The organism is Streptomyces sp. NPDC005195 (genome assembly GCF_040608315.1).
GTDB lineage: Bacteria > Actinomycetota > Actinomycetes > Streptomycetales > Streptomycetaceae > Streptomyces > Streptomyces kaempferi.
Genome location: NZ_JBEXHZ010000005.1, coordinates 288,132 through 310,100, shown reverse-complemented (window position 1 = coordinate 310,100; position 21,969 = coordinate 288,132). Strand labels below are relative to the sequence as shown.

The window sequence follows — 21,969 nt, the reverse complement described above, 5'->3', positions numbered from 1 at the left end:
TCGTCCCTGTGCAGACTGTCAAAGTTCGACCCCCGGTTTTGTACACATACGGCTCATGACGAGTCCGGGGTGAGGAGCGATAGCCTGGTGGCGTGATCAGCGCGATATCTCGCGGGGGCGTCGTCGCCCCTGCCCCGCGCCCGGAGACCACGGACGACATCCGTGACCGGGCGTCAGTCGCTGACCTTCGCGGGCGGGACGGAGCGGCAGGCGCACTCCGTATGCCGACGACACCCCGTGGACGGACGTCGCCGAGAGCAGCGTCACAGTCTCCGGAGATGCCGAACATGGCCGATATCCCCCCGCCCATCTCTCCATGCGGCATAGCGTCGGACCAGACCGGACACCCCGCGTCACGGCGTCACGTCGGAGAAGCGACCGTATTTCCTTCTACGTCACGCAACGGCGCGCGACAGGAGCCAGAGGACCATGCAGACCAAGCTGGACGAAGCAAAGGCCGAGCTGCTCGAACGGGCTGCCCGGGTAGCTGAGAACAGTCCGGTCGGGGGGCACCTACCGACCGTGAAGACGGGCGGGGGCACCCCGGACCGGGAGACCGTGCTCGCGTTCCTCCAGCGCTACTACCTGCACACCGCCCCGGAGGACCTGACCGACCGCGACCCGGTCGACGTCTTCGGAGCCGCCTTCTCGCACTACAGACTGGCCGAGAACCGCCCCCAGGGCACGGCCAGCGTCCGCGTGCACACGCCCACCGTCGAGGAGAACGGCTGGACCTGCAGCCACTCCGTCGTCGAGGTCGTGACCGACGACATGCCCTTCCTCGTCGACTCGGTCACCAACGAGCTGTCCCGGCAGGGGCGCGGCATCCACCTCGTCATCCACCCGCAGGTCGTCGTACGGCGTGACGTGACCGGCGAGCTCATCGAGGTGCTGCCCGGCCGGCCCGTCGCCGACGAGCTGTCGCACGACGCGCACATCGAGTCCTGGATCCACGTCGAGATCGACCGCGAGACCGACCGGGCCGACCTGAAGCAGATCACCGCCGATCTGCTGCGGGTCCTGTCCGACGTCCGCGAGGCCGTCGAGGACTGGGAGAAGATGCGCGACGCCTCGCTGCGCATCGCCGAGGAACTGCCGGCCGAGCCCACCGCGGGCGACCTGCGCGACCGGGAGGTCGAAGAGGCCCGTGAGCTGCTGCGCTGGCTCTCGGACGACCACTTCACCTTCCTCGGGTACCGGGAATACGAGCTGCGTGACGACGATGTGCTGGCGGCGGTGCCCGGGACCGGGCTCGGCATCCTGCGCTCCGACCCGCAGCACGGCGGCGACGACAGCCACCCCGTCAGCCCCTCCTTCGAGCGGCTGCCCGCCGACGCCCGCGCCAAGGCCCGTGAGCACAAGCTCCTGGTGCTCACCAAGGCGAACAGCCGCGCCACCGTGCACCGGCCGTCCTACCTCGACTACATCGGTGTGAAGAAGTTCGACGCCGACGGCAACGTCGTCGGCGAGCGGCGCTTCCTCGGCCTGTTCTCCTCGGCCGCCTACACCGAGTCCGTACGGCGCGTTCCCGTCGTCCGCCGCAAGGTCGAGGAGGTCCTCAGGGGCGCGGGCTTCTCGCCCAACAGCCACGACGGCCGCGACCTGCTGCAGATCCTGGAGACGTACCCCCGCGACGAGCTCTTCCAGACACCCCCGGACGAACTGCGCGCCATCGTCACCTCCGTGCTGTACCTCCAGGAGCGGCGGCGGCTGCGGCTCTACCTGCGCCAGGACGAGTACGGGCGCTACTACTCGGCGCTCGTCTACCTCCCGCGCGACCGCTACACCACCGGCGTACGCCTTCGGATTATCGACATCCTGAAGGAGGAACTCGGCGGCAGCAGCGTCGACTTCACGGCCTGGAACACCGAGTCGATCCTCTCCCGGCTGCACTTCGTGGTCCGGGTCCCGCAGGGCACCGAGCTGGCGCAGCTCAGCGACGCCGACAAGGACAGGCTCGAGGTGCGGCTCGTCGAGGCCGCCCGTTCCTGGGCCGACGGTTTCGCCGAGGCGCTGAACGCCGAGTGCGGTGAGGAGCGCGCGGCCGAACTGCTGCGCCGCTACGGCGCCGCCTTCCCCGAGGGCTACAAGGCCGACCACACCCCGCGGGCCGCCGTCGCCGACCTGGTCCACCTGGAGAAGCTCACCGACGACGACACCAAGGACTTCGCGCTCAGCCTGTACGAGCCGGTGGGCGCCGGCCCCGGTGAGCGCCGCTTCAAGATCTACCGCACCGGCGAGCAGGTCTCCCTCTCCGCGGTCCTGCCGGCCCTCAACCGCCTCGGCGTCGAGGTCACCGACGAGCGCCCCTACGAGCTGCGCTGCTCGGACCGTACGACGGCGTGGATCTACGACTTCGGGCTGCGTCTGCCCAAGTTCCTGAACGGCAACGGCGACTACCTCGGCGACGACGGCCGCGAGCGCTTCCAGGAGGCCTTCGCCGCCACCTGGATCGGCGAGGCCGAGAACGACGGCTTCAACGCCCTCGTGCTGAGCGCCGGGCTGACCTGGCGGCAGGCGATGGTGCTGCGCGCGTACGCCAAGTACCTGCGCCAGGCCGGTTCGACCTTCAGCCAGGACTACATGGAGGACACCCTCCGCAACAACGTCCACACCACCCGGCTGCTCGTCTCGCTCTTCGAGGCGCGGATGGCGCCGGAGCGCCAGCACGCCGGTGTCGAGCTGACGGACGCCCTGATGGAGGAGCTGGACGCCGCCCTGGACCAGGTCGCCTCGCTCGACGAGGACCGGATCCTGCGTTCCTTCCTCACGGTCATCAAGGCGACGCTGCGCACCAACTTCTTCCAGAAGGCGCTGGGCGGCAGGCCGCACGAGTACGTCTCCATGAAGTTCGACCCGCAGGCCATCCCGGACCTGCCGGCGCCGCGCCCCGCGTACGAGATCTGGGTGTACTCGCCGAAGGTCGAGGGTGTGCACCTGCGGTTCGGCAAGGTCGCGCGCGGAGGCCTGCGCTGGTCCGACCGGCGTGAGGACTTCCGGACGGAGATCCTCGGGCTCGTCAAGGCGCAGATGGTGAAGAACACCGTCATCGTGCCCGTCGGAGCCAAGGGCGGCTTCGTCGCCAAGCAGCTGCCCGACCCGTCCGTGGACCGCGACGCCTGGCTCGCGGAGGGCATCCGCAGCTACCGGACCTTCATCTCCGCGCTGCTCGACATCACCGACAACATGGTCTCCGGTGAGATCGTGCCCCCGGCGGACGTGGTCCGGCACGACGGGGACGACACCTATCTGGTGGTCGCCGCCGACAAGGGCACCGCCACCTTCTCGGACATCGCCAACGAGGTCGCCCAGAGTTACGACTTCTGGCTCGGGGACGCCTTCGCCTCCGGCGGTTCGGCCGGTTACGACCACAAGAAGATGGGCATCACCGCGCGCGGTGCCTGGGAGTCCGTCGAACGGCACTTCCGGGAGCTGGGCGTGAACACCCAGACCGAGGACTTCACCGTCGTCGGCGTCGGTGACATGTCCGGTGACGTGTTCGGCAACGGCATGCTGCTCAGCGAGCACATCAGGCTGGTCGCGGCCTTCGACCACCGGCACATCTTCCTCGACCCGACCCCGGTCGCGGAGAGCTCGTACGCCGAGCGCCGCCGCCTCTTCGAGCTGCCCCGCTCCTCGTGGGCCGACTACAACACCGAGCTGATCTCCGGCGGCGGCGGCGTCTTCCCGCGGACCGCCAAGGCGATCCCGGTCAACGCCCATGTCCGTGAGGCCCTCGGCATCGAGTCCGGGGTCTTGAAGATGACCCCGGCCGACCTGATGAAGGCGATCCTCCAGGCGCCGGTCGACCTGCTGTGGAACGGCGGTATCGGCACCTACGTCAAGGCGTCCACCGAGTCGCACGCGGACGTCGGCGACAAGGCCAACGACGCGATCCGGGTCGACGGCGCGGACCTGCGCGTCAAGGTCGTCGGCGAGGGCGGCAACCTGGGCCTGACGCAGCTCGGCCGGATCGAGTTCGCGCAGCACGGCGGCAGGATGAACACGGACGCCATCGACAACAGCGCGGGCGTGGACACCTCCGACCACGAGGTGAACATCAAGATCCTGCTCAACGCCGTGGTGGCCAACGGGGATCTGACCGTCAAGCAGCGCAACAAGCTGCTCGCCCAGATGACCGACGAGGTCGGACACCTGGTGCTGCGCAACAACTACGCGCAGAACGTGGCGATCTCCAACGCGCTCGCCCAGTCCGGGAGCATGCTCCACGCCCAGCAGCGCTTCCTGCGCCACCTGGTCAGGGAGGGCCACCTCGACCGTGCCCTGGAGTTCCTGCCCACTGACCGGCAGATCCGCGAGCGGCTCAACACCGGGCAGGGCCTGACCGGTCCGGAGACGGCCGTCCTCCTCGCGTACACGAAGATCACGGTCTCCGACGAGCTGCTCGCCACCTCGCTGCCCGACGACCCGTATCTGCGGAACCTGCTCTTCGAGTACTTCCCGACGGCGCTGCGGGAGAAGTTCCGCGAGCAGATCGAGGGACACGCGCTGAGCCGCGAGATCGTGACGACCCTGCTGGTCAACGACACGGTCAACACGGGCGGTACGAGCTTCCTGCACCGTCTGCGGGAGGAGACGGGCGCCTCCCTCGACGAGATCGTCCGGGCGCAGACCGCGGCCCGCACGATCTTCGGGTCGAGCGCGGTGTGGGACGCGGTGGAGGCGCTCGACAATGTCGTCGCCGCCGATGTCCAGACGCGGATCCGACTGCACTCCCGCCGGCTCGTCGAGCGCGGTACGCGCTGGCTGCTCAACAACCGGCCGCAGCCGCTCCAGCTCGCCGAGAACATCTCGTTCTTCCGCGACGGGGTCGCGCAGGTCTGGGGCGAGCTGCCCAAGCTGCTGCGCGGCGCGGACCTGGAGTGGTACCAGCAGATCTTCGACGAGCTGTCCGGCGCGGGTGTGCCGGAGGAGCTCGCCACCCGGGTGGCCGGGTTCTCCTCGGCCTTCCCGACGCTGGACATCGTCGCGGTGGCCGACCGCATGGGCAGGAACCCGATGGACGTCGCCGAGGTCTACTACGACCTCGCCGACCGCCTGAGCATCACCCAGCTCATGGACCGCATCATCGAGCTCCCGCGTGCCGACCGCTGGCAGTCCATGGCCCGCGCCTCGATCCGCGAGGACCTGTACGCGGCCCACGCCTCGCTGACCGCCGACGTCCTCGCCGTCGGTAACGGCACCTCCACGCCCGAGCAGCGCTTCAAGGCCTGGGAGGAGAAGAACGCGGCGATCCTGGGCCGCGCCCGCACCACTCTGGAGGAGATCCAGGGCTCCGACTCGTTCGACCTCGCCAACCTGTCGGTGGCGATGCGCACGATGCGGACCCTGCTGCGGACGCACTCGTAGTCCGTAGGTTCCCGACACTCCTGGGGGCGCCCCCGGCCGACAAGGCCGGGGGCGCCCCCATCTTTCTTGCCGATCTCTCAAGGACCTCACGGAAAAACCGGACTGGGATTTTACCTATTGCTGATAAAAGGGACAATTATGACCGTGAATCTCTTGGAGGGGTGGGCCCGTAGCGGGCGCCAAACCCCCTCGCCCGCCCAGCCCTCGCCCGGCCGGCTCTCGCCCGCCGGCCCTCCCGGACCCCTCGCGTGGACCCGTCGCGTCGCTCTCGAAGTGGTCAAGTTCGCGGCCGTCGGCGGCAGCGGTGTCGCGGTCAACTTCCTGGTCTTCAATCTCCTTCTGCACGGCCTGAAGTGGGCCCCGATGGCGGCCACGGTCGTCGCCAGCTGTGTCGCCATGGGCACCAACTACCTCGGCTTCCGTTTCTTCGCCTACCGTGACCGGGCCTCGCGCACCCGGCGGCAGATCTTCCTCTTCTTCGCCTTCAGCGGCATCGGCGTCGTCATGGAGAGCGCGCTGTTCTACGTCGCCTGCCACGGGCTGGGCATGAGCGGTCCGCTCGGCTCCAACCTGGCCAAGGCGCTGTCGATCGTGCTGGCCTCGGCCTTCCGCTTCCTGGTGTACCGGACGTGGGTGTTCGAGCGGACCACGCGCGACCACCAAGAGCTTGCCCAGGACCCGCGGCTGCCCGGGTGACACGCCAATGGAGCAGCCATCTGTGTAGTTTCATAGGAAATGTCTACCCTTGACAGGGTGAAACTGGATCAGCGCTGCGCGCCCGACGCATCCGGGACCGGGCCCCCCGGAACCGGAGCCGTACCCGCCGTGTCCGTGGTCGTGATCGTCTACAACGACGAGAACAGGCTGCCCACGGCCGTGCGCTCCGTCCTCGACCAGACGCTGCGGAGCGTCGAGGTCGTCATCGTGGACGACCGGAGCACCGATGGCTCGTACCCGGCGGCGCAGCGGCTCGCCGCCGCGCACCCGGACCGGGTCCGCGTTTTCCGGCTGCCCGAGAACAGCGGCGGCTGCGGAGCCCCGCGCAACCACGGCATCCAGCAGGCCCGCGGCGACTACGTCCTCTTCCTCGACAGTGACGACGTCCTGGAGCGCAACGCCTGCCGCAACATGCTGGAGGCCGCCGAGAACACCGGCGCCGACCTCGTCTCCGGGCTGTGCGTACGGGTGCACGTCGACTCGCGCACGCGCAAGGAGGTCAAGTGGTATCCCTGGCTGTACGAGCGCACCCGCACCCTGGAGTCCGTCTCCGAACTGCCCGACCTGCTGGTCTTCGACACCCTGTCGACCAACAAGTGCTACCGCAGACGGTTCCTGCTCGACGAGGGCCTGGAGTTCCCGGTCGGCATCCACTACGAGGACCTGCTCTTCTCCGCCCAGGCGTACGTGGCCGCGCGCCGGATCACCCTCATCCCCAACCGGGTCTACGACTGGCGGATCGTGGACCGGCCGGCGATGACGGCGGCGAGGTCCATCAGCAACCGGCGTGACGAGATCGCCAACTTCGACCACCGCATGGAGATCCACCGCCGCGTGGACCGGCTGCTCGCGCAACACGGCCTGCTGGAACTGAAGTTCGCCAAGGACGTCAAGTGGCTCAAGCACGATCTGGTCCTGCACCTGCGTGAGCTGCCGTTCCGGGACGCGGCCTACCGGCGGGAGTTCGCCGCGATCGCCCGCGCGTACCTGGAGTCGATCGACCGGGCCGCCTTCGACGAGACCGAGCCCATCCAGGCGATCTGCGCCTACCTCCTCCACGAGAGCGACTGGGACAACCTGCTGCCCGCCGTGGACACGCTCACCAACCGCGACAAGATCTCCTCGCCGCTCGTCGAGCGGGCCGGACGCGTCTACTGGTGCGCCCAGCACATCGAGGACGACGCCTTCGGCCGGCGCGTCCTGGACGTCACCGACCTGGGCTACCACACCAAGCCCGTGGAGAAGATGTTCCTGCGCAACGTGCTGACCCGGTACGAGGAGCACGCCGGCACCGTGCGGCTGGCCGGCCGTGTCACCAACCCGCTCGGTGTGATCCCGCCCGGCGCCCGGCTCTCCGCCGAGCTGGAGTTCTACGCCCGCCGCAAGGGTGTGCGCCTGCGGACCTTCCGTTTCCCCGTGGCCGCGGTGCGGCACGAGGGCGAGGCCATCGCCTGGGAGGCCTCGGCCGGTCTCGCCAAGGGGCTGCGGCCCATCGGCGTCGTGGACACCGTGTGGGACGTACGCCTCCATCTCGACGTGGACGGCGCCCGGACCACGACCCGGCTCACCGCCGCCGGAGCCGGACCGCCGGCCGGCGGACTGCCGGTCCGGCCCCGCCTCACCCGGCTGGTCGCCGACCGCATGGAGCCGGAGGTCTCCGCGCGCGGCCACCTCTCCTTCCGGCTCGTCCCGGGAAAGAAAGCCGAGGAGCTGGTCCGGCGGGGGATGCGCGGAAAGGTCGCACGGCGCGCCAGGTCCGGCTACCGCAAGGCCAGGGCACGGCGCAGGGATCTCGCCTCGGGACGCTCCAAACTCCGCCTCTACCACGCGGTGTTCAGCCGTCTCCCGCACCGGAAGGGCCTCGTCGTCTTCGAGAGCCATCTGGGGAGGCAGTACAGCGACAGCCCCAAGGCCATCTACGAGGAGATGCGCCGGCAAGGGCTGGAGTTCGAGGCCGTGTGGGCGTACGCGGGCAGCCCCGAAGGCTTCCCGGCCGACGCCGCACTGGTGCGCCGCTGGTCGCTTCCGTACCTCAGGGCACTCGCCCAGGCCGAGTTCTGGGTCGACAACCAGAGCTACCCGCTGAAGCTCACCAAACGGCCGGGGACCACGTATCTGCAGACCTGGCACGGTTCCGCGCTCAAGCGCATGGGCTTCGACGAGCCGGGGTGGAAGGTCAGGTCCCGCGCCTCACAGGCCGCACAGCAGCGCACCCTCGACCGCTTCGACCGGTTCCTGATCCGTTCCGAACACGACGTACGCACCCTCGCGCGGGCGTTCAGGCTCCAGGAGCGGACCCTGTTGCGGGTGGGATATCCGCGCAACGACGCGCTGGTACGCGTCAGGAAGCGCGCGGAGGAGTCCGGAGGCCGGCGGGAACCGGTTCTCCTGGCGGCCGAGCTGGGCATTCCGTCCGACAAGGAGGCGCTGCTGTACGCGCCCACCTTCCGCCGGCGCGGGGGCAAGCGGAAGCGGTTCGAGCTGCCCTTCGACGTGGAGCGCTTCGCCGACGCCTTCGGCGACCGGTACGTCCTGCTCGTCCGCTCGCACTACCTCAACCACGTCGTGCTCCCGCCGTCCGTGCGCGGCCGTGTCATCGACGTCACGGACCGTCATGACGTGACCCCGCTGCTGGCCCTCGCCGACGGCCTGATCACCGACTACTCGTCCGTGATGTTCGACTACTCCCTCCTCGACCGCCCGATGTTCTTCTTCGCGTACGACTACGAGGAGTACGTGCACGAGGACCGCGGTACCTACTTCGACCTGCTCGAACGGGCCCCCGGGCCGGTCGTCCGCACCGAGGACGAGCTCTACGCCGTCCTCGGGTCGCTGGAGGACCAGAGGGTGAAGTACGCGGCCCCGCGCGAGCGGTTCGTCGCCGACTTCAGCGAGTTCGACCGGGGGAACGCCGCGGAGAGCGTCGTCGACCAGTTCTTCGCCCACTGGAGGCGCACATGACCGCGGACCCCCGACGGGACGTCTTCTTCGTCTCCAACAGTGTCGACGAGCTGGGCGGGGTGACCAGTTGGTCGCACCAGATGGCCCGCCTGTTCACCGAGCGCGGCCACCGTGTGAAGGTCATCGGCATCACCGACCCCGAGGTTCCCCAGGAGCTCGGCGAACTCCCGTACCCCACCTTCACGTTGTACGACGTCCACCCGCCGCGGGTCGGCCCCGCGCGCGGCATCAGGGGACGGTTCGACGTGGCCGGGCGCAGGCTGCGTGCCGAACGGGCGGCGGGGATGCGCGAGCAGGCCGCCAAGCTGAGCGTACTGTTCCGGGCCGCGCGCCCCGGGGCGGTGGTGATCGTCACACAGGTGTGGGCGATGGAGTGGGTGAAACTGGCCGACACCGACGGCCGGACCGTCATCGGCATGAGCCACGAGTCCTTCGCGTACTCGCGGGTCACCTCGCGCTTCGGGCGGGTGCGGCGGCACTACCGGGACGTGGACCGGATGCTGACGCTCACCCGTGAGGACGCCGACCTGTGGATCCGGCAGGGCCTCGACAACGCGTCCTTCATGCCGAACCCGATCCCGTTCATGCCCGAGGTGCCCTCACCCCGCACCGCGAAGGTGGTCGTCAGCGTCGGCCGGCTGACCGACCAGAAGGGCATCGACATGCTCCTCGACACCTGGGCCGAGGTCGCGCCGCGCCACCCCGACTGGCGCCTGCGCATCTACGGATCGGGGGAGGACGAGGAGATCCTCAGGAAGCAGTGCACGGCCCTGGGCCTCGACGGCTCGGTGGAGTGGATGGGCGCGACCACGGACGTGCCGGGCGCGCTGCGGGGCGGCTCCGTCTTCGTACTGTCCTCGCGCGGCGAGGGCTTCCCGCTCGCCGTCATGGAGGCCATGGCGGCGGCCCTCCCGTGCGCCGCCTTCGACTGCGCGCCCGGCGTCCACGAGATCATCCGCGACGGCGAGGACGGTCTCCTCGCCACCCGCGGGAACACCGGGGAACTCGCCCGCCGCCTCGACACGCTGATGTCCGACAAGCGGCTGCGCGACCGCCTGGGCGAGGCGGCCCGCGTCAACATCCAGCGCTACTCGACGGACGAGATCGTGCGCAGGTGGGAGGAACTGTTCGTGTTCCTGGAGCGCTGAGGACCGGGCCTTGCGGGCCCGGTCCTCAGCGCCGTGTCCCGCTACTTCCCCGTGAACTTCTCGTACTCCTTGAGGACCTCTTCGGTCGGCCCGTCCATCCGCAGCTCGCCGCGTTCCAACCAGAGAACACGGTCGCAGGTGTCGCGGATCGAGTTGTTGTTGTGACTGACCAGGAAGACGGAGCCCGCGCTCTTGCGCAGCTCGCGGATCCGCTGCTCGGAGCGCTTCTGGAAGGAGCGGTCGCCGGTGGCCAGGGCCTCGTCGATCATCAGCACGTCGTGGTCCTTGGCCGCCGCGATCGAGAAGCGCAGCCGCGCCGCCATGCCGGAGGAGTACGTCCGCATCGGCAGCGTGATGAAGTCGCCCTTCTCGTTGATGCCCGAGAAGTCGACGATCTCCTGGTAGCGCTCCTTGACCTGCTCGCGGGACATGCCCATCGCGAGCCCGCCGAGGTAGACGTTCCGCTCGCCCGTCAGGTCGCTCATCAGCGCCGCGTTCACGCCGAGCAGGGAGGGCTGGCCGTCGGTGTAGATCCTGCCGTTCTCCACCGGCAGGAGGCCGGCGACCGCCTTCAGCAGGGTCGACTTGCCCGAGCCGTTGGTGCCGATCAGGCCGATGGCCTCACCGCGGTAGGCGGTGAAGGAGACGTTCTTGACGGCGTGCACCTTGCGCACGCCCGAGGCCTGCTCGGTCCGCTTGCGGCGCACGATGCGGTTGAGCGCCGCGGTGGCGGAGCCGCGTCCGGCGCCGGTGCCGTTGACCCGGTAGACGATGTCGACCCCGTCGGCGACGACGGTGGGGATGAGAGCGTCCGCGGGGCCGGCGTCGCGCGGGAGGCCGGATTCCTTGGTCAGGGTGTCAGCCACGTCCGTACGTCTCCTCGGCCTTCCAGAAGTAGATGAAGCCGCCGACCCCGGCGACCACGGCCCAGCCGATCGCCACCGCCCACACGTGCGGCGGCAGTTGGTGGGCCTTGAAGCTGTCGATCAGGGCGTAGCGCATCAGGTCGATGTAGACGGCGGCCGGGTTGCTCTCCAGCGCGACCATCACCCAGCGGGGCAGATCGTCCTTGCCGAGCACCTTGTCGAGGCTCCACATGACGCCGGAGACGTACATCCAGGTACGCAGGATGAACGGCATGAGCTGCGCGATGTCCGGGGTCTTGGCGCCCATCCGTGCCATCACCATCGCGACGCCCGCGTTGAAGGTGAACTGCAGCACCAGGACGGGGACGGCGAGCAGCCACGACATGCTCACCGGAACGCCGAAGCAGATCAGGATGACGATCAGCGCGACCATCGAGAACAGCAGCTGCTGGAGCTGCTGGAGCGCGAAGGAGACCGGCAGCGCGGCCCGCGGGAAGTGCAGGGCGCGCACCAGGCCGAGGTTCCCGGAGATGGCCCGGGTCCCCGCCATGATCGAGCTCTGGGTGAAGGTCCAGATGAAGACGCCGGTGACCAGGAACGGGATGTAGTCCGGCACACCCTTCTTGGAGCCGAGCAGCACACCGAAGATGAAGTAGTAGACCGCCGCGTTCAGGAGCGGGTTCATCACCTGCCAGACCTGGCCGAGCTTCGCCTGGCTGTACTGGGCGGTGAGCTTGGCGGTGGCGAAGGCGGTGATGAAGTGGCGCCGCGCCCACAGCTGATGGACGTACTCGCGCAGGGTCGGACGCGCGCCGCTGACGCTGAGGCCGTACCGGGCGGCGAGTGCCGCGGGATCGTCGGCCGGGGGGACCGACGTCGGGGGCGGTGTGTGGAGGACCTGGCTCACATCCGCTGCTTTCGCTCAGGGGGTGGGATGCGCGGTCCCGTCCTTGACGTTTTTCCCACTGTGTCTTTGCAAGTGGCTTACGTCGGAACGGGACCGTATCGTCGCAACGGGAGCGTAGAGCTTCGGAGCGTCGGAACGCAACCGTTTCGTCGCTACGGCCTATGCTGGTCGGCATGACGACGAACCCCGACACCACGAGTGCCGCCGCGGGTGCGGAGAGTGCTGCCGGGAAGGCCCCGCGTCGTAGGGCTCCCGCCGGTGCGGCCGTGCTGCGGGAGGACGTGACCGAGGCGATCCGGGCCGCCGTCTTCGAGGAACTCGCGGCCGTCGGTTTCGCCCGGATGTCCATCGAGGGCATCGCGCGGCGCGCGGGCGTCGGCAAGACCGCGGTGTACCGGCGCTGGCGTTCGAAACTGCACCTGGTCCTCGACCTGCTCTCGGCCATAGCGGTACAGGGGCTGCCCGCCCCCGACACGGGTTCCCTGGAGGGTGACCTGCGGCTGCTGTACGAGGTCACCTCGCGGGCGCTGCGGCACCCCGTCGCCGGCCAGATCATCCCGGACCTCCAGGCCGAGGCGGCGCGCAACCCCGACATCGCGCAGGCCTTGCAGGAGGCGCTGCGGGAGGGGCAGCAGGGAGTGGCGAGCGGGATCGTGGCGGCGGCGGCCGCGCGGGGCGAGCTGGACGAGGGGATCGACCTGGAACTCGCGCTCGACCTCATGTCGGGTCCGCTGTACTGGCGCTCGGTCGTGGTCCGCGGCCCCAAGCTGCCGAAGGGGTACCTGGCGAGCCTGGCCCGGTCGACGGCGGCGGCGCTGCGGGCGTTGTAGCGGGGCCGGGCCGCGGCGCGGTACGGAGCGGTGCGGCCCCGGTGGCGCCGCCGCCGAGGTGCGGGGTCCCCGGAGCGGGGTCACCTCGTGAGCCGCCGGGCGAGCCCGCCCAGTTCCGCCGCCCGCAGCACCCGCCCGCCGAACCCCGGCAGCGGCACGTGCAGCGGCTCGATCCACCGTCCGGGGATGGCGTCCGCCCCGTACACGGCCCCCGCGAGACCGCCCGTGACCGCGGCGACGGTGTCCGTGTCACCGCCGAGGTCGACGGCGGCGCGTACGGCACCCTCGTAGGAGTCCGTGTTCCGCAGCGCCCAGACGGCGGAGCCGAGACAGGGCCACACCGCACCGTTGAACTCCGTCGCCAGGTCGGGGTGCCAGTCGTCGGCGAGAACGGTGGCGTAGCGGGCCCGGTGGTCCGGGTGTACGGCCCGCAGGGTCGGGGGTACGGCGGTGAACGGATCGCCGCCGTCCAGCGCGACCCGGACCAACTCGTGGAAGATCGCGGTGCCTTCCCAGGCCGCGCGGTCGCCGTGGGTGAGGGCGGCGATGCGGCGCGCCGCCTCCATCGTGGCGTCCCGCCCCTGCCGCGCGAAGTACACGGCGGAGGTGGCCGCCCGCATCAACGCCCCGTTGCCCGCCGCCCGTTGGCTGACCTGGAAGTGCAGGGCGGCGGCGAGATCCCAGGGGTCCCCGCTGCCCAGCACGGCCTCGGTCTGCAGTCCGATGTCCTTGGGCTCCGCGGCCGCCCACCGCTGGAACCTGCCGAAGACGTCGGGGAGTTCGAGACCGCCCCGGTCCAGCAGCGACTCCCCGACCAGCACGGCCATCTGGGTGTCGTCGGTCGCCTCGCCCGGCTCCCACCTTCCGCCGCCGCACATCTCCCCGCCGTGCCCCGGCCGCGGGAAGCGTGCCGAGAACGCGCCCTCGGGGCCGAACTCGAAGGGTGCGCCCAGCGCGTCGCCCACGGCGGAGCCGAGGACGCTGCCGAGCACTCGGAGTTCACGGGGTTCGGTCATCGGGGCAGCGTACGGGCTGTCGTGGGGGGTGGGTCAGTGTGGTGCGGGGTGGTCGGGTGCGCAGCCGCGGAGGGTGTGGGCGATGACGTCGTCCAGGTTGGCGTCGAGGGTGCCCGGGGGCAGGGTGCTGCTGACGGCGAGGCTGGCGAAGCCGTGGAGGGTGCTGAACATGGGGATGGCGATGGCGTCGATGGGGGCGTCGCGGACCTCGCCGGTGCGGCGGCCTTCGGCGATGAGGTCGGTGGCGAGTACGGACATGCCCTGGGAGGCCTGGACGAGGGCTTCGGACGCCGTGGGGTCGTGCTTGATGGAGAACATGAGGTCGAGGAGTTCGGCGTTGGCGGTGGCGAAGCCGACGTAGCTGCGGGCCAGGGCGCCGAGCCGGTCGGCGAAGGAGTCGCCGGCGGTCTCCTGTGAGGTGGCCAGGGTGGCGCTCAGGCGTTCGAAGCCGGTCAGGGCCAGCGCGTCCAGGAGGGCCTGTTTGTCCTTGAAGTGGCGGCTCGGTGCCGCGTGGCTGACGCCCAGGTCGCGGGCGAGTTCGCGCAGGGAGAGCGCGGCCGGCCCCTTCTCCCTGAGGGTGTCCTCGGCGCGGGCCAGCAGTGCGGCGCGCAGGTCTCCGTGGTGGTAGGGGCGGGGGCGGGTCTGCATGGGCGGCAGTCTATCCGGTATGTGACCGGCGGCTACATTGTTGGCGTCGCCATCATTGTTGTCGTTGACATCATTGTTGGCGACGCCTACATTGAGGTCATGGCTACCAAGGGCTCGGCTGTCGAGCAGAGCAAGAAGAAGTGGAGCGCGGGCGACATCGGTGACCAGGCGGGCCGCACCGCCGTCGTCACCGGCGCCAACAGCGGGCTCGGCATCGCCACCGTCGACGCCCTCGCGCGGGCCGGTGCCCATGTCGTCCTCGCCGTACGGGACCCGCAGCGTGGCGAGGCCGCCGCCCGCACCGTCCACGGCAGTGTCGAGGTGCGCCGGCTGGACCTGGCGGACCTCGCCTCCGTCCGTGAGTTCGCCGCGTCCTGGCGGGGCGACCTCGACCTGTTGATCAACAACGCGGGCGTCATGAACATCCCCGAGGCCAGTACCAAGGACGGCTTCGAGATGCAGTTCGGGACGAACCACCTGGGGCACTTCGCCCTGACGAACCTGCTGCTGCCGCACGTCACCGACCGCGTGGTCACCGTGTCCTCGGGGGCCCACCGGATTCCCGGCAGCACCCACATGCACTTCGACAACCTGAACCTCAGGGGCGAGTACGCGCCCATCACCGCCTACGGCCAGTCCAAGCTGGCCAACCTGCTGTTCACCCTGGAGCTGCAGAGCCGGCTCGCGGCGGCGGGATCGCCCGTACGGGCACTGGCCGCGCACCCCGGCTGGGCCGCCACCGGCCTCCAGGGCCACGACGCCAGCGTGGTGCGTCGCGCCCTGATGGCGGTGGGCAACCGGTTCATCGCCCAGGACAACAGGGCCGGCGCGCTGCCCACGCTGTACGCGGCCACGCAGGACCTGCCGGGCGCCGCCTATGTCGGACCGGACGGGTTCGGTGAGATGCGCGGCGCGCCGACCCTCGTCGGCCGTTCGGCCGCGGCCGCCGACCCGGTCTCCGCCGTCCGGCTGTGGCGCGCCTCCGAGGAGCTGACCGGCGTCACCTTTCCCCGGCTGGGCGAGGCCGCACGGGCGGTCATGGCGGAGGGCTGAGACCGGGTCCGGGAACCGATCGAGGACGAAGAGGATCTCCACGAGGGGGAAGCCCTCCAGTCCCTCCAGTCCCTCCGGACCTGCCCGGCCCCGTCCCGCCCCGCCCGGCTCGGGCCGCGAAGGGGCGGGGCGGGGAACAGGGCTCAGGTGCGTGCCGCCCCCGGGTGCAGCCGCAGCCATCCCGCCCAGGCCGAAGTGATCATGTCCTGGACGTCGTACCTCGCCTTCCATCCCAGCTCCCCGCGGATGCGGTCGGCCGAGGCGACGACCCGGGCCGGGTCGCCCGGACGGCGCGGCGCGGTCACCGGAGGGCGGTCGTAGCCGGTGGCCGCGTTGATCAGGTCGATCATCTCGCGGACCGAGACACCCTCGCCACGCCCGATGTTGAGGGTCAGGTCCCGGCCGGGAGAGGCGTCCAGCGCGCGGGCCGCGGCCACATGGGCCTCCGCGAGGTCGACCACGTGGATGTAGTCACGGACGCACGTCCCGTCCGGCGTCGGGTAGTCGTCCCCGAAGACACGCGGCGGCGCGTCCTGTGTGAGCTTCTCGAAGACCATGGGGACGAGGTTGAAGACCCCGACGTCGGCGAGTTCGGGAGCGGCCGCGCCCGCCACGTTGAAGTAGCGCAGGGAGGCGGTGGACAGACCCGTCGCCCGGCCCGTCGCGCGGACCAGCCACTCGCCCGCCAGTTTCGTCTCGCCGTACGGGCTCATCGGCGCGCACGGGGTCTCCTCCGTCACCAGTTCCCCGGCCGCGGCCGACGGCATCCCGTACACCGCGGCCGAGGACGAGAACACGAAGGAGCGGACGGAGGCCGCCGTCACGGCCTCCAGCAGGACCCGCAAGCCCTCGACGTTCTCCCGGTAGTAGTGCAGCGGCAGGTCCACGGACTCGCCGACCTGCTTCTTCGCCGCCAGATGGACCACGCCGGTGACGGCGTGCTCCGTGAGCGTCCGGGCCAGCAGCCCCGCGTCCAGGGTCGATCCGACCACCAGCGGTACGCCCTCGGGCACCCGTTCCGCGATCCCGGTGGACAAGTCGTCGTAGACCACTGCCTGTTCGCCCGCATCCCGCATCGCGCGCACGACGTGCGCCCCGATGTAACCGGCGCCGCCGGTGATCAGCCAGGTCATGGACGGTCGTCCTCTCGTCGGTGGACCGGTGATGGTGATGGTGCCGATGCCGGTGCTGCCGGTGCTGCCGGTGCCGCCGGTCGTGGACCGGCGGGGTGGCCCTGGACCGGCGTGGACCGGTGACACGGCCGCCTCTCAGTGAAGCAGGCGGCCGAGGCGACGGCGTACCACTTCGGTCATTCCTCTCCATCCGGGCGCCAGCCGCAGCGCCAGCGCCCCCGCGTGGGTGCGGTACGGCTGCACCAGGAGCACGCCGTGCCGGGTGTCCGGGACCACGCGCCGGCGCAGCAGACCTGGGCCGCCGACCGCGTGGGCGCTGACGTCCCGGTGGGTGCCGTCGCGGAAGTGGAGCCGCAGCCGCAGGTCCCAGGTGCCGTGGCCCAGTGCCGACAGGTCCACCGGCGTCTCGGCCGACCAGCTGCCCCGGTCCGGGTCCGGCGCGAGGGCCACCCTCACACTCGGGCCCGTCCGCTCCTCCTCCCGGTGCGCGAACGTGACGTCCGCCGCGGCCGGGCCGGCCTGCGCGATCCGCCCGTACAGGTCGTGCAGGCGCAGTCGCAGCAGGGCCGTACGCGCGCGTGGCCGCAGTTCGGCGTCGACGGCGGCCGGCAGCACGTGCGCCGGCCGCAGCAGGAGGTGGTCCAGTGTCACCTGCGGCAGGTCGTGCGCCCAGACGGGTGTGCCGTCGGCGGCGCGCGCGTACGGCGGGCGCAGCCGCGCGGGGCGGGCGGCGAGTTCCTTGAGCCGGGGGAGGTCGCGGGGGCCGGGGGCGGCCAGGACGACCCGGGCGATCAGACGGCCGGGGGCGGTCGGGTCGGCGGTGAGGCGGGCCGCGTCGAACGACTCCAGATGGGCGCGCGTGAGGTCCCACCACGCACGCCGGTACGCGGGGGTGCGCAGCTCCAGCTCGCGGGTGTACATGCGCAGTTCGTGATCGAGGAACCTGGCCTGCGCGGCGCGCGCGAGGCGTTTCTCGCCGGCGCCGAGAAGGATCGCGTGGGCGGCGCGGCCGGCCTCGGTCCTGGCCCGCCAGTTGTCGATGTCGGCGCGGTCGAGCGAGATCGACAGCCGCTCGGCGGTGCGCCGTACGTGCCAGACGTACACGGTGTCGGGGATCAGCGCGATGCGTGGCCCGGCGGCCAGCACACGCGCGGTGAACACGAAGTCCTCGTAGGGGTGGCGGCCTTCGGGGAAGCGGACGCGGTGCTCACGCAGGAAGTCGGTGCGGTACAGCTTGTTGACGCAGAGGGTGTCGTGGACCAGGCGCGGCCGCCGGGAAGGGTGGGGGAACACGGCCGGTTCGGCGTAGAGCGCGCGCTGCCACGGGGTCTCGCGCCCGGAGGGCAGCTCACGGCGCACGCACAGGCCGGCCGTGACCTCGGCGCGCCGCTCCAGCGCCGCGCCGAGCAGCGCGTCGACCGCGCCCGGCGGCAGCACGTCGTCGCTGTCCAGGAACATCAGGTACGGGGCGGTCGTCGCGTCGATGCCGTCGTTGCGGGGGCTGCCGCAGCCGCCGCTGTTCTCCCGGCGGCGGACGACCCGCAGGCGCGGCTCGCCGGCGGCGAGGCGGTCGAGCAGGTCGGCGCTCCCGTCGGTCGACCGGTCGTCGACCGCGAGCACCTCCCGGACGGCCGGGCCCTGCGCGAGTGCCGAGCGCACCGCGTCCGTCACATGGGCGGCGTCGTTGTACCCGATGACGACGACACAGACCTGCGCGGCTTCTGGCTTCATGGATTCACTGGCCGAAATCGTAGGTGATGTCAGTTATTTTCCGTTAAGGGGTGTTCAGTGTCCGGTCGGGGAGACGGCGGGAGCCGGTTGCGGGTCCCGGACGGGCGTGGCGGACCGCGGCCGTTTCGTCGCGGGGAGGCCGGAACGCCACAGCCGGGTGAAGGACAGCGCGGCGGCCGTCGCCAGCAGTCCGTTGCGTACGAGCATCAGCAGACAGCCCGTCCAGGTGCTCCCGGTGATCTCGTCGTACAGGGCGGGGTAGACGACGGAGCTGACCGCGGTGGCCGCCACGATCAACGCGGCCACCGGGCGCTGGGTGGTGTGCCGCGAGGTCAGGCAGACGGCGGACAGGCCGAGCAGCCACACCATGTACTGGGGGCTGATCACCCGGCTGGTCACCGTGAACAGCAGCACGGCGGCGAGCGCCGCGTCGTACGGGGTGGCGAGCGTCCAGTGGCGCGCGCGCACCCGCCACAGCAGCAGGAGCCCGAAGCAGAGGAGCGTGAGGGCGAGCGAGGCCGCCGCGACGGTGGGGACGTGCGGGCCCACGAACTCCATCGCGCCGTACTGGTAGCGCACGCTGCCCCGCCAGCCCGCGTGGCGCGCGAAACCGAGGACCGTGCCGCCGAGCGACTCGATCTGCACGCCCCGGCCGCCCTGTTGGTGCAGGAAGTCGAAGGGGTCGCTGAAGGCCGCCGTCAGGACGGCGAGCAGGACGGCCGCCGCGAGAGCCGCCGACGTCCAGGCCTCCCGGGTCGTCCGGCCGCGCGGGGTGCCCAGCAGGGCCAGCGCGGGCCAGACCTTCACCAGGGCGCCGCACGCGGCGAACGCGCCGCACGCGCGCGGGGAGCGCTTCAGGGCCAGCAGGGAGATCACCGCGAACGCCGTGACCTGGACGTCGTAACGGGCGAGCGGTACGTGCAGCAGCAGCGGCAGGCCCAGCGTCCACAGCGTCGCGCCCCGCAGGCTGCGGCCCGCCCGGGAGCCCGCGCGCGCGAGTGCCACCGCGATCACGGCGTCGGCGAGGAGCGTGAGGGTGACGAAGGCCCGCGCGTACGTGAGGCCCGGCAGCAGCGCGGGCGAGAGCAGGACCGCGCCCGCGCCCGGCGGGTACTGCCACAGCCGGTCGCCCGCGGGAAAGGCGCCGTGCGACAGGACGCCGTACCAGCGGACGTACAGATGGCTCACCTCGCGCGAGACGCCGCCGCCGCCGAGCACGGCGAGGTTGTCGTGCGTGAGCAGCCACAGCATCAGGGCGCGGGTGACGGCCCAGGCCGCGGCGAGGGAGAACAGGCGGTGGCGGGGGCTCAGGTAAACGCTCATCAATGCCGGATCGTAAGCTTCCCGAATGCCTCAGGAGCGGCGATACGCCGTCATGATCCTTCAAAGGTTGGCTAATAGTACTAAATTGGTCTCACGGTGAGGGTGTCGATGAAGCGGTCCGGAGCCGGCCGTCCGGTGGTCGTCGCGGAGGTCGTGGCGGTCCTGCTGCCCGTGCTCGTCATGCTCGCGCTCGGGCTCTGGGGGCTCGACCGCGGCGGCATGTGGCGCGACGAGGCGGCCACCTTCCAGGTCGCGCGGCGCTCGGTCCCGCAGATCTGGCATCTGCTGCACCACGTGGACGCGGTGCACGGCCTGTACTACCTCTTCATGCACGCCGTCCTCGCCTTTGACCCCGGTGAGGTCGCGCTCCGGCTTCCCTCGGTCTGCGGCGCCGCGGCCGCCGCGGGCCTCGTCGCCGCCCTCGGCGTCCGCCTGTGCCGCCCGCGGGTCGGCCTGTGGGCGGGGCTGCTGTACGCCGTCACCCCCATGGCCGGGCACTTCGCGCAGGAGGGCCGGTCGTACGCGCTGGTCGCGGCGGGCGTGGCGGGGGCGACGCTGCTCCTGGTCAGGGGCGTGCGGTCGGCGGGGACGGGGGTCTGGTGGGCGTACGGCGCGACGGTCGCCGGCACCTGTCTGCTGCACGAGTTCGCGGTGCTCCTGCTGCTCGCGCACGCCACGACCCTGGCCGCGGCCCGGCTGCCGCGCCGGGTCTGGCGGCGCTGGGGGCGCGCGGCCGGGGGAGCGGTGCTCGTGCTGTCGCCGCTGGTCCTGGTCTCGCACGGGCAGTCCGGGCAGGTCGCGTGGCTGACGCGGCCCGACTGGGAGAGCGTGGACCGGTTGCTGCGGGCGTTCGCAGGGCCGACCCAACCGGTCTTCGTGCCCTGTCTGTTCCTGGTCGCCCTGGGGGTGCTGCGGCAGGTCCCGCGCGGGGAGGTGACCCTCGCGGCGGTCGCCGCGCCGCTGATGGTGCTGCCGCCCGCCGTGCTGATCACGGTCTCCCGCTTCTGGCCGCTGTACGACGAGCGGTACGTCCTCTACGCCCTGGCGGGGGCGCCGCTGCTGGCCGCCGCGGGGACGGACCGGCTGGCGCGGGCGGTGGCCCGGTCGCGGGAGCGGTGGGCGGGCGCGAGGCCGGGCCGGTCGGCGTGGTCGGCGCGCACGAGGGTGCGGCTGCCGGTGGCCGCACTCGCCGGAGTCCTCGCGGTCGCGGCCGCGCTCACCGCCCAGTTCCCGCTGCTGTGCCAGGACCGCGCCCCCGGCCGGCGCCCCGACAACCTGGCCGCCGTCTCCGCCGCCGTCGGGCGCGAACTGCGCCCCGGTGACCCGGTGTTGTTCCTGCCCTCACTCGCGCGGCGGTCCGCGCTGGCCTATCCGGAGGGCTTCCGGGGGGCCCGGGACATCGCGCTCCGGGCCTCCGCGACGGCCTCCGGGACGCTGTACGGAGAGGAGGAGGGGCCCGCCGAACTGCGCCGTCGGCTCGCCGGACTCGACCATGTGTGGGTGGTCGCCGCGCCCTTCACGCTGCGGTCGGGCTGGCGCCCGCACACCCCGACCGAGCGGGCCAAACTGGCCGTGATCGGCGAGGAGTTCACCCTGCGCGAGCAACTCGCGCGCCGGGGGATCACCCTGCGCCTGTATGTACGCCACCCCTCGGCGGACGACCCTCCGGCCGCCCTCCGGGCGCCCTTCAGCCGGTCTGGCGCGGCGCTAGTGCCGGCCTGATGCCGGGTCCGGCGCTTCCTTCCGGGCCGCGTCGTCCAGCGCGACCGTCAACCGGTCCAGACGGGACTGCAGTTCGAGGATCTCGTCGAGTTCGAAACCCGTCGCGGCGGCGATCCGGCGCGGCACCCGCAGGGCGCGCTCGCGCAGGGCGGTGCCCTCGTCGGTGAGGTGGACGTGCACGGAGCGCTCGTCGAGGGCGCTGCGCTCGCGCCGCACCAGACCGGTCGCCTCCAGGCGCTTGAGGAGCGGCGACAGCGTCCCGGAGTCGAGCCGCAGATGTTCGCCGACCTTCTTCACGGGCAGCTCGCCGTGCTCCCACAGCACCAGCATCACGAGGTACTGCGGGTAGGTCAGCCCGAGGTCCTTGAGGATCACCCGGTAGACGCCGCCGAAGGCGCGCGACGCCGCGTTGAGGGAGAAGCAGATCTGCTGGTCGAGGCGGAGGTAGTCCCCGTCGGACGGGGACTGGGGGTGCGGGGTCGGCATGGCGGTCATGCCCACAGGATAGCTCTCGCCCGTCACTGAGTTGTGTGCAATTGAATTG

General features: G+C 71.2%; 15 protein-coding genes. 7 read left to right on the top strand and 8 right to left on the bottom strand.

Annotated features, from left to right (window positions below; genetic code table 11):
- Positions 1-429: 429 nt before the first annotated feature.
- From ABZV34_RS09170 to ABZV34_RS09155, 4 genes are all read left to right on the top strand, one after another.
- A complete protein-coding gene (locus ABZV34_RS09170) occupies positions 430-5,370 on the top strand; it encodes an NAD-glutamate dehydrogenase (protein ID WP_356272790.1) in 4,941 nt (1,646 codons plus the stop codon).
- A gap of 144 nt (positions 5,371-5,514) precedes the next feature.
- Complete coding sequence (locus tag ABZV34_RS09165) at positions 5,515-6,066, top strand: GtrA family protein (protein ID WP_356272788.1); 552 nt, start codon at positions 5,515-5,517, stop codon at positions 6,064-6,066.
- Positions 6,067-6,129: 63 nt separating this feature from the next.
- Positions 6,130-9,048 carry a CDP-glycerol glycerophosphotransferase family protein gene (locus tag ABZV34_RS09160; protein WP_356272849.1) on the top strand — a complete coding sequence of 973 codons (2,919 nt, stop codon included), beginning with the start codon at positions 6,130-6,132 and terminating at the stop codon, positions 9,046-9,048.
- Positions 9,045-10,196, top strand: a complete 1,152-nt coding sequence (locus ABZV34_RS09155) for a glycosyltransferase (RefSeq protein WP_356272786.1) — start codon at positions 9,045-9,047, stop codon at positions 10,194-10,196. Before ABZV34_RS09160 ends, ABZV34_RS09155 begins: the two co-directional genes overlap by 4 nt.
- 41 nt (positions 10,197-10,237) lie before the next feature.
- Here ABZV34_RS09155 and ABZV34_RS09150 read toward each other — a convergent pair whose 3' ends face one another.
- Both ABZV34_RS09150 and ABZV34_RS09145 read right to left on the bottom strand, forming a co-directional pair.
- Positions 10,238-11,050, bottom strand: coding sequence for an ABC transporter ATP-binding protein (locus ABZV34_RS09150; protein ID WP_356272847.1), 813 nt, complete (start codon positions 11,048-11,050; stop codon positions 10,238-10,240).
- Between the two features lie 4 nt (positions 11,051-11,054).
- Complete coding sequence (locus ABZV34_RS09145; RefSeq protein WP_356272784.1) at positions 11,055-11,969, bottom strand: ABC transporter permease; 915 nt, start codon at positions 11,967-11,969, stop codon at positions 11,055-11,057.
- Positions 11,970-12,142: 173 nt separating this feature from the next.
- Between ABZV34_RS09145 and ABZV34_RS09140 the strand changes: the two genes are divergently transcribed.
- Complete coding sequence (locus ABZV34_RS09140) at positions 12,143-12,799, top strand: TetR/AcrR family transcriptional regulator (RefSeq protein WP_356272782.1); 657 nt, start codon at positions 12,143-12,145, stop codon at positions 12,797-12,799.
- An 80-nt stretch (positions 12,800-12,879) separates the two neighbouring features.
- On the opposite strand, the gene ABZV34_RS09135 is transcribed toward ABZV34_RS09140, so the two are convergent.
- Both ABZV34_RS09135 and ABZV34_RS09130 read right to left on the bottom strand, forming a co-directional pair.
- Complete coding sequence (locus tag ABZV34_RS09135; RefSeq protein ID WP_356272781.1) at positions 12,880-13,815, bottom strand: ADP-ribosylglycohydrolase family protein; 936 nt, start codon at positions 13,813-13,815, stop codon at positions 12,880-12,882.
- Positions 13,816-13,848: 33 nt separating this feature from the next.
- Positions 13,849-14,463 (bottom strand): TetR/AcrR family transcriptional regulator, encoded by a 615-nt coding sequence (locus tag ABZV34_RS09130; RefSeq protein ID WP_356272779.1) that lies wholly within the window; start codon positions 14,461-14,463, stop codon positions 13,849-13,851.
- A 99-nt stretch (positions 14,464-14,562) separates the two neighbouring features.
- Between ABZV34_RS09130 and ABZV34_RS09125 the strand changes: the two genes are divergently transcribed.
- Complete coding sequence (locus ABZV34_RS09125) at positions 14,563-15,516, top strand: oxidoreductase (protein ID WP_356272777.1); 954 nt, start codon at positions 14,563-14,565, stop codon at positions 15,514-15,516.
- Between the two features lie 143 nt (positions 15,517-15,659).
- On the opposite strand, the gene galE is transcribed toward ABZV34_RS09125, so the two are convergent.
- The 3 genes from galE to ABZV34_RS09110 all read right to left on the bottom strand — a co-directional run bounded on the left by galE (position 15,660) and on the right by ABZV34_RS09110 (position 19,703).
- A complete protein-coding gene (gene galE, locus ABZV34_RS09120) occupies positions 15,660-16,649 on the bottom strand; it encodes a UDP-glucose 4-epimerase GalE (protein ID WP_356272775.1) in 990 nt (329 codons plus the stop codon).
- Positions 16,650-16,784: 135 nt separating this feature from the next.
- Positions 16,785-18,380 (bottom strand): glycosyltransferase family 2 protein, encoded by a 1,596-nt coding sequence (locus ABZV34_RS09115; protein ID WP_356272773.1) that lies wholly within the window; start codon positions 18,378-18,380, stop codon positions 16,785-16,787.
- A 54-nt stretch (positions 18,381-18,434) separates the two neighbouring features.
- A complete protein-coding gene (locus tag ABZV34_RS09110; RefSeq protein ID WP_356272771.1) occupies positions 18,435-19,703 on the bottom strand; it encodes a glycosyltransferase 87 family protein in 1,269 nt (422 codons plus the stop codon).
- A gap of 108 nt (positions 19,704-19,811) precedes the next feature.
- On the opposite strand from ABZV34_RS09110, the gene ABZV34_RS09105 reads away from it, so the two are divergent.
- Entirely contained in the window at positions 19,812-21,425 is a 1,614-nt protein-coding gene (locus tag ABZV34_RS09105; RefSeq protein ID WP_356272769.1) for a glycosyltransferase family 39 protein, read from the top strand.
- Here ABZV34_RS09105 and ABZV34_RS09100 read toward each other — a convergent pair.
- Positions 21,411-21,920 (bottom strand): MarR family transcriptional regulator, encoded by a 510-nt coding sequence (locus ABZV34_RS09100; protein ID WP_356272767.1) that lies wholly within the window; start codon positions 21,918-21,920, stop codon positions 21,411-21,413. The genes ABZV34_RS09105 and ABZV34_RS09100 overlap by 15 nt on opposite strands.
- Positions 21,921-21,969 lie beyond the last annotated feature (49 nt).